Genomic DNA, 16500 nt, shown 5'->3' with positions numbered 1-16500 from the left:
CTCAGGCCTTGGCCGTCCGTGCGGCCTCGACGACGGAGGGGACGACGTTCTCGAGCGCCCACGGGAGGCTGAGCACGCTCGCGGCGGAGATCGAGAGGGTCTGGTGGTCGTCGGCCGTGAGCACGAGGGCGCCGGAGGCGACGGCGGGGATCTTGTCGAACAGCGCATCGGCCTGGAGCGACTCGATGGTGGTGTCGGCCGACGCCCAGGTGTAGAGGACGTCGGAGACGAGCTCGTCGCCGCGCTCGGCGGACCACTCGAAGTAGAAGGTGGAGTCGTCCGGGGTGTTCTCGGTGACCACGTCGGCCTGGGTCATGCCGAGGGCGGTGAAGAAGCGCGGGCGGGTGTCGTCCCCGGCGTAGATGCTGATGGCGTGGTCGGTGGGCGAGAGGTTCGCGGCGATGAAGGTGGACTCGGCGACCTCGGGGTTCTCCTCCCCCACGGCGGCGAGGTCGGCGGTGAGGGTCGCGGCGAGCTCCTCGGCGCGGGCGCTGCGGCCGGTGGCGGTGCCGACGGCGGTGAGCACGTCCTCCCAGGAGGCGGTGTAGCTCGGGGCGAGCGGGCCGATGGTCGGCGCGATCTTGGCGAGGGTGTCGTACTCCTCCTGGGTGAGGCCGGAGTAGGCGGCGACGATGAGGTCCGGGGTGAGCGCGGCGATCTCGTCGGCGTTGACGCCGTCGGTCTCGGAGTAGGTGGTCGGGGCGTTCTCGCTGCCCCAGGACGCGCCGAGCTCGTCGAGCTTCGCGTCGATCCAGTCGGTGGACTGCTGGTCGTTGCCGCCCCACTCCACCAGCGGCAGGCCGACGGGGACGATGTCGAGGGCGAGGACGGTGTCGCCGTTGACCCAGGAGACGGTCGCGATGCGCGTGGGCTCGGCGGCGATCTCGGTGGTGCCGTAGATGTGCTCGACGGTGACCGGGAAGGCGTCGGCCGCGGCCCCGGACCCGCCGTCGGAGGCGGAGGAGCCGGAGGTGCCGGGGACGTCGGCCCCGCCGCTGCAGGCGGCGAGCGCGGGCAGCGCGAGGGCGGTGAGCACAACGGAGCGGCGCGAGAACGTGCGCGACATGGGGAGGTTCCTTCTCTCGGCACCCCCGGGGAGGAGGTGAGGTGAGCCTGACCTTATTACGCAAGCCTCGGATTGCTCAATTGACGGCCGCCCAGGAAGGGGGGCCCTGCGGGCAGGCCGGGGCAACGGTGCTCGTCAAGGGCACAGCGTGGCATGGGAATGCGTTCCAGATCACGCGCCCGGTCGAGGGTGCCGGGACTGGATCAGACCCCGGGGATCGCCGGGAGGAGGCCCAGCGTCAGGCGTCGGCGTCGTCCTCGTCGGCCGCGTCGCGGGGGTCCTCGAGACCGTCGACCCCCGCCTGGCGATACAGGGCGATGAACTCGCGGGCGGTGTCGGGGCCGATCATGAGGCGCAGCACCGGGGAGACCTCGAAGTCGTCGCCCTGCTCGTCCAGCAGGCCCGCGCGCTGGACCTTGGCGATCGAGGCGCGCACCTCCTTGGCGAATCCGGCCTCGTCGGTCGAGGTGGTGCGGCGATAGGCGGCGAGGGCCTGCTGAATCTCGGCCTCGGAGACGACGGTGCGCTGGCCGCGCGAGGACTGGGTCAGCAGCATCTGGCGCAGCACCAGCAGGAGCACGGAGTCCAGGCGGTTCATGCCGGTCAGGCGGCGCAGGAGCTTCGGGGCGTCGGGGTCGTCCTCGCTCTGGCGCACGAAGGCGACCTGGGCGTCGTCGTCGACGATCAGCTCGAGGAAGAGGTCGGCCAGGCGCGCCTCGATCGCGGCGCGGTCGCGCAGCAGCTGGGCGTAGCGGCCGCCGTCGCGTCGGCCGTCCAGGAAGGGGCCCTGAAGGAGGTGCACGAGCACCCGGCGGGACTCGTCCACCAGGGCTCCGCCGGGCACGGAGGGGGCGGCCTCGTCGGCGGGGTCGAGGTCGTCGTCGGCGATGCGCGATGCGGGACTGGTCACGGTCGCTCACTGTACCGTCGCCCCCTCCGCAGGGCCTCCCCGCAGGCGGGCCCGGGACCCGTCGCAGAGTTCGGCCTCCCCTCCGACCGGCTGGTCGCGGGGTGGCACGAGTTCCGCGCAATTGGTAGGAAGGACCCTCGTGACGGGCCTCCGTCTGGTGGAATCGCCCGTACAAGCAGGATGCCCTCCGCCGGGACCGTCGGAGGGTCGTCGACCGCAAGGAGCGGACCGTGAACCTGTCCCAGCCCGCCATCATCGCCATCATCATCGCGGTGGTGCTCCTCCTGATCGTGCTGATCGTGGTGGGGGTCATCGCCTCCAAGAAGCGCAAACAGCGCCAGCAGGAGGAGGACCGCCGCCGCGCTGCGCAGATCCGCGATGAGGCCGCGCAGAAGGAGCAGGCCCTCCAGCAGAACGATCTGAAGACCCGCGAGGCCGAGCTCGACGCCGACCGGGCCCGGCTCGAGGCCGAGCAGAAGGCCAAGGCCGCCGAGCAGGAGCAGATCGCCGCGCAGCGCCGTGCCGCCGAGGCCGAGGAGCAGCGCCGGAAGGTCGACGAGGAGCGCCGCGCCCTCGAGGAGCAGCGCGCCGAGGCGGACCGCCTGGATCCCGACACCGACTCCTCGGCTCAGCAGAGCCGTGGCACCGCTGCCGGTGCCGGGACTGCCGCGGGCGCGGGCGCGGGTGCCGCCGGCGCGGGCGCCGAAACCGGCGCGCATGATCGCCACGAGGCCGACGCGGCTCGCACGGCCGACGGGCATTCGACGCATCGTGAGGCCGAGCGCGCCGAGACCGGGCGCAACGAGTCCGACCTCGCCGGGGCCGACCAGCGCGACGTCGCGCAGCACGGCACGGACCCGCACGGGACCGACCAGCAGAGCACGGACCAGCGCGATCTCGATCCGTCCGATGACCGTCGCGAGGGAACCGACCGTCCTGAGGGATCGGCCGACGAGGCGGACCGCTCGCGCCAGCATGGTCGACGCGCCGCCCGCCCGGTGACCGACGAGAACGTCGAGAACGCCGACCGTTCCGAGTACTCCGGGAACTCCGAGTACTCCGGGAACAGCGAGTACACCGGGCAGGCCGAGCGGACTCAGCGCCCTGAGCACTTCGAGCACGCTGAGCACGGCAACGCCGCCGACCGTGCGGACGATGCTGCGGAGCGCGATCGCCGTCCGGGCACCGCGGCTGCCGCGGGCACGGCCGCCGCAGCCGGTGCGGGCGCGGGTGCCGTGGCCGGCGGTGCCGCCCGGTCGGACGACCGGGACCACGGGGCGTCCGAGCAGCGCCCCGCCGCGGAGCACTACTCCGCAGAGCACACCTCCACGGAGCGCACGGGCGCGGAGCGCACCTCCGACGACCGCTTCGCCGACACCTCGGCCCACGGCTCGACCGAGGGCACCGAGGGCACCGAGGACATCGCCTACGGCCGTCCCACCGCGCAGGACCGCGTCGGCCACCGTGACGATGCGGACGGGTCCTCCTCCTCCGACCAGGGCTACACCTGGCAGAGCGAGGACGAGGTGCAGGGACAGCGCACCGCGCAGGACGCGCCGCGCGACGACACCCATCGGACCGGGGCGGAGGACAGCCTCTCCGCCGAGGAGTGGAGCTCGTCCGACGAGCGCACCGATGACCGCTCCGAGCATGCGCCCCAGTACACCTCGCGGGAGCAGCACTACGCCGCGCAGGAGCGGGGCACCGGGCAGTTCGGGCAGGACCGCCAGGACGTCCGGACCGGCCAGGAGCACGGGTACGGCCAAGAGCACGGAGACGCCCAGCAGCCCCGCGTCGTCCAGGATCCGCAGTTCGACGAGGACGCCCCGCTCGCGCAGGAGACGCAGCAGGCGCAGGGCGGTGCGCAGTCGTACACCCCGCAGGACACCGCTCGCGACACCTCCCGCACCGTCGACCGCGATGGGCAGAGCCCGCGCCTCGGTGAGGGTGAGGACGACGCGTACTTCCGTCAGGAGCAGCTGCTGCGCGAGCAGAACGGCGAGCTCCCGCCGGAGGCGCCCGAGTTCCGTGGCCCGGAGGACGGCGCCGAGCCGCAGCGCTGAGCTGCGCGCGACCGCCCCTCATCGGGCAGCGCGCACGCATTCCGGGACGGCCCGGGACCCTCACGAGGGTCCCGGGCCGTCCCCGTGCCAGACTGGCGCGCATGGCCGATCCCGCACCCCGCACCCGCATGGACGACCTCACGGTCGAGCGGGTGCTGCGCGTGGTCGAGGCGATCCCGCCGGGACGCGTCGCCGCCTACGGCGAGGTCGGCGCGGTGGTCGGCGTCGGCCCCCGACTCGTCGGTCGCATCCTGCGCACCTGGGGCGCGGGCGTGCCGTGGTGGCGGGTGACGAGCGCGTCGGGCGACCACCCGTTGCTGGAGCGGGCCCGTCCCCACTGGGACGAGGAGGGGATCGCGGTCGCGCCGCACGGGCGCGGCTGCCGGATGAAGGACTTCGGCGCGGACCTCGAGCGGTTGCGCACCGACGCGGCGCCCGCGCTCGCAGAGCTCGAGACTGACGAGCTCGAGGCTGACCAGCTCGGGACGGCGGAGGAGCCTCCGGCCCCTCAGTCCACCGGCACGTCCTCGAGGAAGTAGAAGGCAGGCACTCGGGCCGCGTAGTCGTTGCCGTCCAGCTCGCGCCAGGTGACGATCTCCGTAGACCCCTCGCGGGCCTGGGCATGGTTGGTGGCCAGGAACATCAGACCGATGACGCTGGCGAGCCCCTGCTCCGCAGGCCGCGCCCGCAGCACGTCGCCGATCGAGGCCTGGCCGGAGGTGCCGCGCACGTCGTTGACGTGGGAGGTGAGGCCCACGATGTCGATGTCGTTGGTGCGCACCAGGTCCTGCAGCACCTCGACGGACAGCGTCGTGGCGTCGTGGACCTCGGCCTCGGCGGGGGCGCCGGGGTCGGTGGGGTCCTTCAGGCGGTGCTGGGAGACCGAGCCGATCTGCACGCGCGAGAGGTCCAGCTCCAGCGGGAACGGGGTGCGGGTGGGCACCTCGTCCTTCTGGGCGAGTGCAAGGCCCTGGGCCTCCTGGAGCGCCTCGAGCAGCACGCGGTGCTGGCGGAAGTCCTGGGAGCGGACGAAGCGCGCGAGCGAGCGGTACAGCTCGGTCTTGACGTCCAGCACCTCCTGCGCCGGCTCGTAGAGGTCGCTGAACACGTTGGCGAGGCGCTCGCGCTCGTCGCGGGAGAGGGAGCGGGAGAAGTCTCGCTCCAGCAGCCGGTCCACGAGCTCCTGGGTGCTGCGGGTCTGGACCGGGTCGTTGAGCATCCGGAAGAACGCAGTGAAGGTGCGGCCCACCGTGGACTGGCCCAGCAGGTCGTCGCCCGCCAGCAGCTGCTCGAGGATCTCGCCGCGCGAGCCCTCCGGGGAGAGGATCTGCTCGCGCAGGTGCAGGTCGACGGCGCGCAGGTCCTCGCGGTACTGGAGGAAGTCGCCGGACAGCTCCGCAGCGATCTGCAGGATGTCCCGCAGCCGGTCCACCGACGCCTCGGTGCTGGGGAGCATGAGCTCGCCCTCGGCGAGCTCGCGGATCTCCTGCTCGATCCGCTCCCGGCGACGCTGCAGGTCCGCCAGGCGCACGTCGCGATCGGTCTCGGTCTCCTGCGCGAGGCGGTCGAACTGCTGGATGACCAGCTGCAGGCGCGACTCGGTGGTGGTGGGGCGGTGCTCCTCGAGGGAGGCGATGAACTGAATCGCATCGATCGTGGCCGGGGACGGCTCGAAGGTGGTCTCGGTGCGCTGGGGGTCGTCGCGCCGGGTCAGGTAGCCCTCGCGCACCCAGCCGTCGACGTACTCGGCGGCGCTGCGGCCGCCGCGGGCGGCGGGTCCGTCGGCCGACGGGCCCTCCAGCTCCTCCGCGCCGAGATCGGCATCGGCGACCCCGCCGCCGACAGCAGCATCCTCGTCGTGCAGCAGCGAGAGGTGCGCGCCCACGCGGGCGATGAGCTCGCTGCGGGGCAGGCGCCGGTCCCCGGCGGGGAAGGTGGCCTGGAGGATCGCGAGCACCGCGGGCGCCTTCGTGGCCGCGAGCAGGCGCCAGGTGCTGGCGCGGCGCAGCTGCTCGTACGCCTCCTTGCGCGCGGACACGGCGTCGACGCGACGGTCGGTCCAGCGGTTCGGCTCGGTCGTGGTCACGATCAGCGAGTCTAGCGGGGCGCGTCCGTGCGGAACGGACACCCACGACGGGCGCGGGAAGACCCCGCTCCACTTCCCGCATCCCCACTCCCCCGCTACGATAAGTCGTGAACGTTCACGCATCGCGCATCACCACATCGTGCGCCCCGGCCCGCCCCGCCGCCCGCGCACCACCACGCCAGGAGACCCCATGAGCATGCCGACGACGCCGTCCGCCCCGACCGACCGCTGGTGGGAGGAGCTGCCCGCGGGCCGGAACCGCCTCGTCGGCCGCGCCCACCTGCACTCCGACGCCCCGGAGCTCAGCCTCGACGGGACCTGGGACTTCCGCTACGGCACCCGCGCGGACGGCACGGACCTCGGCGCGCCCGCCCCCATCGAGGTGCCGGGACTGTGGCAGCTGCAGGGCCACGGCGCCCCGCAGTACACCAACGTCGTCTACCCCATCCCGATGGACGTGCCCCACGTCCCGGACGAGAACCCGACCGGCCACTACTCCCGCGCCGTGACCGTCCCCGCCGAGTGGACGAGCGCCCGCGAGGACGGTGCGCGGATCCTGCTGCGCTTCCAGGGCGTGGACTCCGCGGCGAAGGTGTGGATCGACGACGCCGAGATCGGCGTGACCTCCGGCTCCCGCCTCACCCAGGAGTTCGACGTCACCGAGGCGCTCGCGGCCGAGGGCGAGCACCGCCTGGACGTGCGGGTCGTGCAGTGGTCGGTGAACACCTACGTCGAGGACCAGGACATGTGGTGGGCGTCGGGCATCTTCCGCAGCGTGGACCTGCTGCTGCGCCCCGTCGGCGGGATCCACGACCTCATCACCCACGCGGACTTCGACCCCGCGACCGGGCAGGGCACCCTCACCGCGAGCGCCTACGGCACCGGCGGCGAGCTCGTCCCCGCGACCGTGCGGATCCCGGCGCTCTGTCTCGAGGCCGCGGCCGACGGCAGCGAGATCGCCGCGGGCGAGGTCGCGCCGTGGAGCGCCGAGTCCCCGACCCTGTACGAGGCGACGGTCTCCACCGACACCGAGACCGTCACCCTGAAGCTCGGCTTCCGCCGCGTCGAGGTGGACGGGGAGATCTTCCGCGTCAACGGCGAGCGGATCGTGTTCCGCGGCGTGAACCGCCACGAGGCCGATCCGGTGGTGGGCCGCACCCAGCACCTGGAGAACCAGGACCTCGACGTGGGGCTCATGAAGCAGCACAACCTCAACGCCGTGCGCACCTCCCACTACCCGCCCCACCAGCGCTTCCTCGAGGTGTGCGACGAGGTGGGACTGTACGTGATCTGCGAGGGCGACTTCGAGACCCACGGCTTCCACGTCGACTCGACCTGGGGCGAGGACGCCACCGGCGCCCCGCAGCGCCCGGCGGCGGACGACCGCTTCCGCGAGACGCTGTGCGAGCGCTCCTCGCGGTTCGTGCGCCGCGACCGCAACCACGCCTCGATCGTCATGTGGTCGATCGGCAACGAGTCCTCCACCGGCCCGGTCACCGAGGCGATGATCCAGGCGGTGCGCGACACCGACCCGACGCGTCCGGTGATCTACGAGCAGGACTACCGCGCCCAGACCGTGGACGTCTTCTCGCTCATGTACCCCACCCATGACGAGTCCGAGCAGATCGGGAAGCGGGCGCTGACCGACGAGTACCGCGAGAAGCTCGTCGGCATGCTCGAGCACCTGGGCGTGGATGCGGGCGAGGAGGGCTTCGGCTCGGACGAGCAGCCGATGCCGGCGCTGTCGAAGCCGTTCCTGTGGATCGAGTTCGCGCACGCGATGGGCAACGGCGCCGGCTCGCTGAAGGAGTACATGGACCTGGTCCACCGCTACCCGGCGCTGCACGGCGGCTTCATCTGGGAGTGGATCGACCACGGCCTGGTGACCACGGACGCCGAGGGCAACGAGATCTACGGCTACGGCGGCGACTTCGGCGAGCGCCTGCACGACGGGAACTTCGTGGCCGACGGGCTCGTGCTGCCCGACCGCACCCCGTCCCCGGCGCTGCTGGATGCGAAGCACCACTACTCCCCCGTCGGCCTCGAGGTCGGCGAGCGCGCCGCGACCCTCGTGAACCGCTACGCCTTCCGCGACCTCTCGGGGCTGCGCGCCGAGGTGTCGGTGGATGCGCAGTCGACCTGGCAGGAGCTCGATCTGCCCGATCTCGCCCCGGGGCAGAGCGCCGAGGTGGCGCTGCCGGAGGGTGAGCACGCGTCGGTGACGGTGCGGCTGCTGACCCGCGAGGCCGACGGGCCGGTCCCGGCCGGGCACGAGATCGTCGCCGCCTCGCATGTGGACGCCGAGCGTCTCGCGGCGGCGCTCGCGCCGGCCGGGTCCGGTGCGGTCGCGCCGGTGCAGGCGGCCGACGGCACCTGGCAGGTGGGTCCGGCACGCCTGGACGACCTGGGCCGGCTGGTGGGGCTCGGCGAGCTCGAGGTCGAGCACGCGGGCGCGGACCTGTACCGCGCCCCGGTCGACAACGAGCGCGCCCGCACCCGCTACCCGCTGGAGGCGCGGTGGAAGCGGATCGGGCTGGACGGCGCGCGCCGCCGCCTGCTCGGGATCGAGGCCGACGGCGACGCGCTCGTGGTCCGCTCCCGGGTCGGTCTGGACGGCAATGCGCTCGGCGCGGACGTCACCGAGCGGTGGACGGCCGACGCGGACGCGGCCGAGGTCGCCGTGATCGTGACCCCGGTCGAGTTCTGGCCGGAGGACCTGCCGCTGCCGCGCATCGGCTGGACCTTCGCGCTGCCCGCAGCCCCGGACCAGGTGGAGTACGAGGGCTTCGGCCCGCACGAGTCCTACCCCGACACCGGCGGCGGCACCACCTTCGCGCTGCGCACGGCGAGCGTCGAGGAGCTGCAGGTCCCGTACGTATTCCCGCAGGAGAACGGGAACCGTGCCGGGGTGGTGCGGGCCGTGCTGCGCGGCGGCACCGGGGCCGAGGGCGTGGAGCTCACCGCGCCGGAGGGTCTGGGGCTCGCGGTGCGGCCCTGGTCCACCGCCGAGCTCGACGCCCGTGCGCACGACGGGGCGCTGCGCACCGACGGGCGCACCTGGGTGACGCTCTCGGCGGCGCTGCACGGCGTGGGCTCGGCGGCCTGCGGCCCGGAGCCGCTGCCCGAGTACGTGCTGACCGCTCGCGAGGAGTCCTTCCGATTCCGCCTCGCGCCGACGCGCGGCTGAGTCATTTCCGCGCCCGCGCGCGGCTGAGGACGTCCCGCCGAGGACGCCTCGGCGCCCCATGCCGTGCCCCGGTCCGTGCTCACGGGCACGGGCAGGGGCAGCAGTCTCAGGGACAGCAGACCCCGGGACAGCAGGGCTGGGGCCAGCCGGCACAGTCCGGTCAGCAGAGCTGGGGCCAGCAGGGTCAGCCGGGGCAGGCGCCGTCGGCCCCCGAGCAGCCGCAGTGGTCGCAGGCCTCGCCCTCGCCCGCGGCCTCCGGCTATCCGGGCGCGGGCTCGGCCTATCCCGGCGCGGCCGGAGCGAGCGCCGTCGGTGCAGGAACTGTCGGGACGGGCGCGAAGTCCACGCTGCGCAAGCTGGCGGACTGGATGTTCTACGGCGCGATCGCGGTGATCGTGATCCGCCTGATCGGCAACGTCGCCGTCTTCGCGGGCGGCATGCTCGCCGGCGGCATGTCCAGCTCCGCCGTCATGGGCATCACCGGGATCTTCGGGATCCTGTACCTGCTGGCCAACGGCATCGTCTCCCTCGCACTGCTGGTGCTCGCCGTGATGGCCGCCATCCAGGCCTCGGGCCGTGGCCGCACCGGCGCGATCATCGTCGCCGCCACCCTGATCGTCGCCGTGATCGCGTACTGGATCATCAACATCCCCTACCAGGTGGTGATCTCCGGCGCGACCGACACCGGCACCATCGGGACCGCCTCGATCGTGTTCCTGGTCGTCGAGATCGTCCGCGCGCTGATCGTGTTCGCCGCGCTGATCATCGGCGCGATGATGGCCCGCCGCTGGGCGAAGGACAACGCCTGAGCGCACGTCCCCAGCGCGCTGCCTGAGCTCAGCGTCAGAGCGCGCTGTCCGAGCGCACTGCGCTCCTCCGCCGCGCCCCGGTCCTCCCGGCGAGGGCCGGGGCGCCGTGCTTCCGGGCCATGGGGCGCGTGCGGCACTCTGCCCTTCGCGGTCCCCGAGCCTCAGCCGCCGAGCAGCAGGGCCTCTTCCCCGACGGTGACCAGCGCCCGACCGCCGGGCAGGGGACGGAGCTCGCCGATCCCGCCTGCGACCTCCCGCTCCAGCCGCACCTCACCGGTGGCCACGTCGATCACGCGCAGCCGCTGCGCGCCGCGGGGGTCCAAGGGGTGCTCGCGGACGAGCTCGTCCAGCACCACCACGGTGCCGGCGCCCTGGACCCCGCGCACGGCGGCGTCCGGGGAGGCCAGCGGCAGGGTCCAGGTATTCGCGCCGGTGACGGTGTCGTAGGCGACCAGCTGTCCGGCGTCGTTGGTGACGACCATGGACGCGGTGTCGATGCCGAGGCGGGAGGTGAACTCGGACGCCTGCGCGGTGCCCTCCCCGCCGGGTGCGGTCCACGCCGCGGCGGCCTCGGAGGCGATCATCTCGCCGGCCGTGTCGGTGCCGGTCTCGGTGCCGGTGGCGAGCACCCGTCCGTCCTGGATCCGCACGGTCCACTCCCCCGCCGGCGAGGCGTCGGACTGCCACAGCACCTCGCCGTCGCGATAGGCGGTCGCGACCAGTGCGCCCTCCTCGTCGGCGCAGACGGTGAGCACCTGCGCGGGCTCGTCCCGCAGCGCCTGCGGGTCCGCGGGGGCCAGGGTGGCGGCGACGCGGCACTCCGCGTCCGCGGGGGCGAGGACACGGCCGACGGGGAAGCCTGTGGCGGGGTCGAGCTGGGTCCATCCCTGTGCGGCATCGAAGCGCAGCGGAACGATCGGGAGCACACCCGTGGACGCGACGGCGTCCAGCAGCCCCGGAGCGGTCTCGGGGCGTGCGGGGACGTCCTGGCCCGCCGGGTCGGGGCCGCGGGTCGCGGTCGCGTCGCCGCCGGCGGATCCCTCGCCGGCAGTGCCATCGCCGGCAGGGTCGTCGTCTGCAGAGTCCTCACCGGCTGCGGCCTCACCGCCAGGGGCCTCACCGTCCAGGACGGTCCACAGGGCCTGCTCGGGGGCGGTGAGGTCGTAGCCGCTCAGTCGGCAGGCGCCATCCTCGCAGTGGCGCACCACGAGCTGGTCGCCGTCCAAGGACAGGGGCGCGCCGGGCACCTCGATGTCGGGGACGGACGAGTCCGGCGCACCGGCGGCGAGGGAGAGCACGGCGGTGGTCGTGCCGTCGGTGCGGACCGCGCGGGTCCCGTCGGCGGTGAGCGCGAGGACGTCCTGCGCCTCTGCCGGGAGGTCGCGCGCTCCGGAGTCGTCCACGAGCTGGGCGCTGCCGTCGGCCCGGCGCAAGAGCAGGGGCCCGTCGGTTCCGGGCACGGCGTGGACGACGTCGCCGTCCTCGAGGGCGGCGAGGCGGACGCTCGCGACCTCGTTGAGCGGGGCGATGCGGGTGGCGAGGACCGAGGGCACGGTGAGTGCGAGAGCCACCGCCGCGGCGAGCGCACCGGCGAGGAGGAGCGGTCCCCGGGAGGTGCGCGCGCCGGACGCGGCAGGCGCCTCGGCAGCGTCGTCCCCGTCGATCGCCTCATCCCGGTCGATCGCCTCGACCCCGTCGGCCGCGCGTCCCCGGCGCAGCCCAAGCAGCGCGAGGACCCCCGCGCCGACCGCCGCGCCCGCGAGGATCCCGGCGGCCAGGCGCAGCGCGCCGAGCACGAAGTGCCCGCCGAGCAGGGCGCAGATCCCCGCGAGGGCGCCGAGGACGACCGCAAGGCCCAGGAGCATGGTCGCGTCGGCCCCGGACCGTCCCGCCGCGAGCCCGTCGGCCCCTGCTCCGTCGGTAACAGGCCCGTCGGTCGCAGGCTCGTCAGCGTCGGACGCGTCCGTCGGCGCGGGCCGCGGCGCCCACGGGGACTCCTCGCTCATCACGGGCTCAGCTCACCCGCTCAGCGCGGGGAGCCGTAATAGGCGCCGGTGGTCTCCTCCCGCAGCGCGTCGAAGTCGCCGCTGTGCAGGGAGGTGCGGATGCGGTCCACGAGCCGCACCACGAAGCGCTCGTTGTGGATGGTGCACAGGGTCGAGGAGAGCATCTCCTTGGCCCGGAAGAGGTGGTGCACGTACGCCGCCGTGTAGTGGGTGCAGGTGTAGCAGTCGCAGGTCTCGTCGATCGGCGCGAACTGGCGGCGGTACATCGAGCCGGTGAGGTTCACGCGCCCGGTGCGGGTGTAGACGGCGCTGTTGCGCGCCACCCGCGACGGGGAGACGCAGTCGAAGGTGTCCGCGCCCGCGGCGATCGCGGTGAACAGGTCGTCGACCTCGCTGATGCCGAGGAGGTGGCGGGGCTTGGCGTCGGGCAGCTCATCGGTCACCCAGCCCACGATGGTGCCGAGGTTCTCCTTCTCCAGCGCTCCGCCGATGCCGAAGCCGTCGAAGCTCCAGCCCTCCACGTCCATGGCGCCGAGGTCGCGGGCGGCCTGTCGGCGCAGGTCCTCGTACTGCGCGCCCTGGATCACGCCCCACAGCTGCTGGTACGGGCGGTGGGTGCGCTCCGCGGTGAGGCGGGCGTGCTCGGCCAGGCACCGGATCGCCCACAGACGCGTCCGCTCCAGCGCCCGCTCCTGGTAGCCGCGAGAGTTCATGAGGGTGGTGAGCTCGTCGAAGGCGAACATGATGTCCGCACCCAGGCCGTGCTGGATCTGCATGGAGATCTCGGGGGTGAAGCGGTGCACGTCGCCGTTGATGAAGGAGCGGAAGGTGACGCCGTCATCGTCGACGTGGGCCAGGCGTTCCTTGCCCTCGGCGACGTCGTCGTCCTCGCCGGAGGCGGTGCGGGCCTTCTCCCCGCCCGCGAACTCGCTCGAGAGGACCTTCTTGAACCCGGCGCCGAGGCTCATCACCTGGAAGCCGCCGGAGTCGGTGTAGGTGGGGCCGGACCAGTTCATGAACGCGCCGAGGCCGCCGGCCTCGTCAACCAGGTCGTGGCCGGGCTGGAGGTACAGGTGGTACGCATTGGCCAGCAGCGCCTGCGCGCCGAGGTCGCTCATCGACTCGGGCAGCACCGCCTTGACGGTCGCCTTGGTGCCCACCGGCACGAAGGTGGGGGTCTCGATGACCCCGTGCGGGGTGGTGAGCACCCCGGCCCGGGCCTTATCCCCATGGCGGGCGGTGACCTCGAATCCCACGTCCGCCGGGGAGGGCGGGGCGGCGGGGGTCACGGCGGGCGGGGCGTCGGCGGGGGGCGTGGTCACCGTCCCATGGTCCCATGGCCGGGCGCGCCGTAAGATTCCCGGAGCCCCGCCCGACGCCCGCATCCCCAGGAGCCCCGTTGACCACCGCCCCCTCGGCCCCGCACACGCTGCGCGGCTCGGCGGCATCCGCGGACGAGGGAACCGTCGGCCCCGGCGCGACCGCAGCGGGAGGGGATCGCGATCAGCACGCCCGATGAGCCGTCGCCACCGCGCCGCAGCGGCCGACGCGCGGGGGCGCTGAGCGAGGAGGAGATCGCGCGCCAGAGCGCCGTCGCCGATGAGCGAGCACGCGGCGAGCACGGTGCGTCCTCGGACCTCTCCGCATGGGAGCAGCCCGCCTCCGCGACGACGGACTCCCCGGCGATGGACTCTCCGGACGAGCCGGTCCCGCCGGCCGCCTCCGCGTCGCTCGCCGACGACCTCGAGGACTGGACCCAGGAGCCGACTCCCCCGACGCCTTCGGCGCCGCCCGCCCCGCAGCCGTCGCGCCCCGCGCTCGCCCCGCAGGAGAGCGCCTCGGCCCCGGCCTCGCGGCCGGCTCCGGCGCGTCGGCCCCGCTCCTCCTTCTCCGTCTGGGCCGACGGGATGCGCCCCACCCGGACCTCCTCGCTCGAGGACTGGCTGCAGGGCCCCCTCGAGCAGCACTCGGAGCAGGAGGCGGAGGACGCCTGGTCCACGAGCGACTCGATCTCGGGCGCCTGGCGACCGGTGCAGGAGAGCGCGCCGGAGCCCTCGCGCACCGTGCCCGGCGGTGCGGGGACGGGCGCTCACCTCGGAGCAGACGCTGACGCAGGGACAGACACTGACACCCGCGCCGACACCGGCGCTGACACCCGCCCTGAGACCGACGCGCCCGACGGCGCGGCCCCGTCGGCCGGCTCGACGCTCGCCGACACCTGCGCAGGCACCGGCGCCGCTCGCCCCGACGCGACGGCCACCGTCGCGGAGCCGACGCGCGAGACCGCCCGGGCCCGCCCCGCCTTCCGCCGCGAGCTGCACGGCCTGCGCGCGGTCGCGCTGGGGCTCGTGGCGATCTACCACATCTGGCTCGGCCGGGTCTCGGGCGGCGTGGACGTGTTCCTGTTCCTCTCGGCCTTCTTCCTCACCGGCACCTTCGTGCGACGCCTGGAGAGCGGGCGTCCGCTGGGGGTGCCGCGCTACTGGCTGCACACCTTCAAGCGCCTCCTGCCGCCGGCAGCGGTGACGATCCTGCTCACCCTCGCCGCGACGGCGCTGTTCCTGCCCGCCTCGATCTGGCCGACGGTGATGCAGCAGTCCGTCGCCGCTGTGACCTACCTGCAGAACGCGCTGCTGGTCTCGCTCGAGGTCGACTACCACGCCCGCGACGCCTCGACCGCCTCGCCGCTGCAGCACTTCTGGTCGCTGTCCGTGCAGGGGCAGGCGTTCGTGGTGTGGCCGCTGCTGTTCGGGCTGGTGGTGCACCGGGCGAGGAAGGGCCGGTCGGTGCGCCGCCCCCTCATCGCGCTCATTGGACTGATCGGTGCCGCGTCCCTGACCTGGTCGATCATCTCCACCGCCTCCCAGCAGGAGATCGCCTACTTCGACACCGCCGCGCGGCTGTGGGAGTTCGCCGCGGGGTCGCTGCTGGCCCTGTCGCTGCCGGTGCTGGACCGGCTCACCGGCGCCCGCCGCCCCGAGGACGGCGCCGCCCCGCGCCACCGCACCCTGCGCGCCCTGATGGGCTGGGCCGGCATCGCGGCGCTGCTCGCCTGCGGCATCGTCCTGGACGTGTCCTCGCAGTTCCCCGGCTGGATCGCGATCTGGCCGCTGACCGCGGCGAGCGCCGTGGTGGTCGCCGGATACTCCGGGCGGCGCTGGGGCGTGGACCGTCTGCTGTCCACCCGCCCGGCCGCGTTCATCGGCGACATCTCCTACGCCCTGTACCTCGTGCACTGGCCGATCCTGGTGATCTGGCTGCACCACAGCGGCCAGGAGCGGGCCGGTCTGCTGGACGGCCTGGTGGTGCTTACCGGCTCGGTGCTGCTGGCCTGGATGCTGACCCGCGCCGTGGACGCGCCGGTGCGCCGCTCCCGCTGGCTCGAGGCGCGGCCGTGGCGGTCCCTGGTCGCGATCACGATGAGCGTCGCCCTGGTCGCCGGGGCCGCGGGCGGCTGGTGGACCTACCTCCAGCGCACCCCGCCGCAGCCCCCGGTCGCCGCGGAGTCGGCGCCGGCGACCGACGAGGTCGCGACCGAGGCCCCGACCGTGCTGCGCCCCGCGGGCTGGCAGCTCGGCTCCCAGTGGCCGGACCTGCCCGAGAGCTGCGGAGGTAAGTGGGCGCCGGCGACATCGTTCCGCAACACCCACTGCCAGCAGCTGCTGCCGGCGGACGCGGAGCCGACCGAGACGATCGTGGTGGTGGGCAGCTCCCACTCCCGCCAGTACATCCCGGCCCTGCTGCCGCTGGCCGAGGAGCGAGATGCCCAGGTCGTCAACCTCAGCATGGACGGCTGCGGCTACCTCGCCGGCACCGAGCGGTGGCCCTACTGCCGCGGCTACGACGACTGGGTGCTCGCCTATCTCGACGCGGCCCAGCCCGACATCGTGCTGACCACCGTCACCCTCACCACCGCCGACGGCACCGCCGAGACCCTGCCCGAGGGCACCGAGGGCGCGATCCAGCAGCTCCTGGACCGGGGCATCGACGTGATCGCCACCCGGGACACCCCGCGCTGGGAGGTCAACGAGTACGAGTGCGCGGAGGCCGCGGTCGACGCCGGCGGCTCCCCCGCGGACGCCGATGCGGCCTGCGGCGCCGACCGCACCGAGAAGCTCGCCGCGACCAACCCCGCCGCCCCGCTCGCCGAGCTCACCGGCACGGGCGGCGCCTCGGTGACGGTGCTGGACTACTCCGACCTCATCTGCCCGGACGGACGCTGCGCCCCCGTGCTCGGCGACGTGTACGTCTACATGGACGACGACCACCTCACCCGGCTGTTCGTCGAGGAGGTCATCGCCCCGGCCGCGACGCGGGAGCTCGAGACCGCGCTGTCCTGACCCTGCCTGCTATGACACGGCCTGTCGTGACGC

General features: G+C 73.7%; 10 protein-coding genes. 5 read left to right on the top strand and 5 right to left on the bottom strand.

Annotated features, from left to right (window positions below; all coding sequences use genetic code 11):
• Position 1: 1 nt before the first annotated feature.
• Together HNR70_RS00920 and HNR70_RS00915 are read right to left on the bottom strand one after the other, a co-directional pair.
• Positions 2-1066: an ABC transporter substrate-binding protein gene (locus HNR70_RS00920; RefSeq protein WP_184323999.1), complete on the bottom strand. Its 1065-nt coding sequence runs from the start codon at positions 1064-1066 to the stop codon at positions 2-4.
• A gap of 238 nt (positions 1067-1304) precedes the next feature.
• A complete protein-coding gene (locus tag HNR70_RS00915; RefSeq protein WP_184323998.1) occupies positions 1305-1976 on the bottom strand; it encodes a DUF4194 domain-containing protein in 672 nt (223 codons plus the stop codon).
• A gap of 230 nt (positions 1977-2206) precedes the next feature.
• Between HNR70_RS00915 and HNR70_RS00910 the strand changes: the two genes are divergently transcribed.
• Positions 2207-4039, top strand: coding sequence for a coiled-coil domain-containing protein (locus HNR70_RS00910; protein WP_184323997.1), 1833 nt, complete (start codon positions 2207-2209; stop codon positions 4037-4039).
• A gap of 101 nt (positions 4040-4140) precedes the next feature.
• Positions 4141-4578: an MGMT family protein gene (locus HNR70_RS00905; RefSeq protein ID WP_376768812.1), complete on the top strand. Its 438-nt coding sequence runs from the start codon at positions 4141-4143 to the stop codon at positions 4576-4578.
• Here the strand turns inward: HNR70_RS00905 and HNR70_RS00900 are convergent.
• Positions 4548-6125, bottom strand: coding sequence for a DUF3375 domain-containing protein (locus HNR70_RS00900; RefSeq protein WP_184323996.1), 1578 nt, complete (start codon positions 6123-6125; stop codon positions 4548-4550). The genes HNR70_RS00905 and HNR70_RS00900 overlap by 31 nt on opposite strands.
• A gap of 190 nt (positions 6126-6315) precedes the next feature.
• Here HNR70_RS00900 and HNR70_RS00895 point away from each other — a divergent pair, with 190 nt between their 5' ends.
• Together HNR70_RS00895 and HNR70_RS00890 are read left to right on the top strand one after the other, a co-directional pair.
• A complete protein-coding gene (locus tag HNR70_RS00895) occupies positions 6316-9312 on the top strand; it encodes a glycoside hydrolase family 2 TIM barrel-domain containing protein (protein ID WP_184323995.1) in 2997 nt (998 codons plus the stop codon).
• Between the two features lie 368 nt (positions 9313-9680).
• Positions 9681-10121 (top strand): hypothetical protein, encoded by a 441-nt coding sequence (locus HNR70_RS00890; RefSeq protein ID WP_184323994.1) that lies wholly within the window; start codon positions 9681-9683, stop codon positions 10119-10121.
• A gap of 161 nt (positions 10122-10282) precedes the next feature.
• Here the strand turns inward: HNR70_RS00890 and HNR70_RS00885 are convergent, their stop codons facing one another.
• Entirely contained in the window at positions 10283-12127 is a 1845-nt protein-coding gene (locus tag HNR70_RS00885) for an outer membrane protein assembly factor BamB family protein (RefSeq protein ID WP_246375114.1), read from the bottom strand.
• A 20-nt stretch (positions 12128-12147) separates the two neighbouring features.
• A complete protein-coding gene (gene tgt / locus HNR70_RS00880; protein WP_312857528.1) occupies positions 12148-13449 on the bottom strand; it encodes a tRNA guanosine(34) transglycosylase Tgt in 1302 nt (433 codons plus the stop codon).
• Positions 13450-13812: 363 nt separating this feature from the next.
• Here tgt and HNR70_RS00875 point away from each other — a divergent pair, with 363 nt between their 5' ends.
• Positions 13813-16467 carry an SGNH hydrolase domain-containing protein gene (locus HNR70_RS00875; RefSeq protein WP_184323993.1) on the top strand — a complete coding sequence of 885 codons (2655 nt, stop codon included), beginning with the start codon at positions 13813-13815 and terminating at the stop codon, positions 16465-16467.
• The last annotated feature ends 33 nt before the right edge of the window (positions 16468-16500 follow it).

The sequence above is a fragment of the Brachybacterium aquaticum genome (genome assembly GCF_014204755.1).
Classification (GTDB): Bacteria; Actinomycetota; Actinomycetes; order Actinomycetales; family Dermabacteraceae; genus Brachybacterium; species Brachybacterium aquaticum.
This window is presented reverse-complemented; position numbering and strand designations above follow the sequence as displayed.

Coding starts and splice junctions, on each gene's coding strand:
- HNR70_RS00920 (WP_184323999.1), bottom strand. CDS start 1,066: ATGTCGCGCACGTTCTCGCGCCGCTCCGTTGTGCTCACCGCCCTCGCG.
- HNR70_RS00905 (WP_376768812.1), top strand. CDS start 4,141: ATGGCCGATCCCGCACCCCGCACCCGCATGGACGACCTCACGGTCGAG.
- HNR70_RS00895 (WP_184323995.1), top strand. CDS start 6,316: ATGAGCATGCCGACGACGCCGTCCGCCCCGACCGACCGCTGGTGGGAG.
- HNR70_RS00890 (WP_184323994.1), top strand. CDS start 9,681: ATGTTCTACGGCGCGATCGCGGTGATCGTGATCCGCCTGATCGGCAAC.
- HNR70_RS00885 (WP_246375114.1), bottom strand. CDS start 12,127: ATGAGCGAGGAGTCCCCGTGGGCGCCGCGGCCCGCGCCGACGGACGCG.
- HNR70_RS00875 (WP_184323993.1), top strand. CDS start 13,813: ATGGACTCTCCGGACGAGCCGGTCCCGCCGGCCGCCTCCGCGTCGCTC.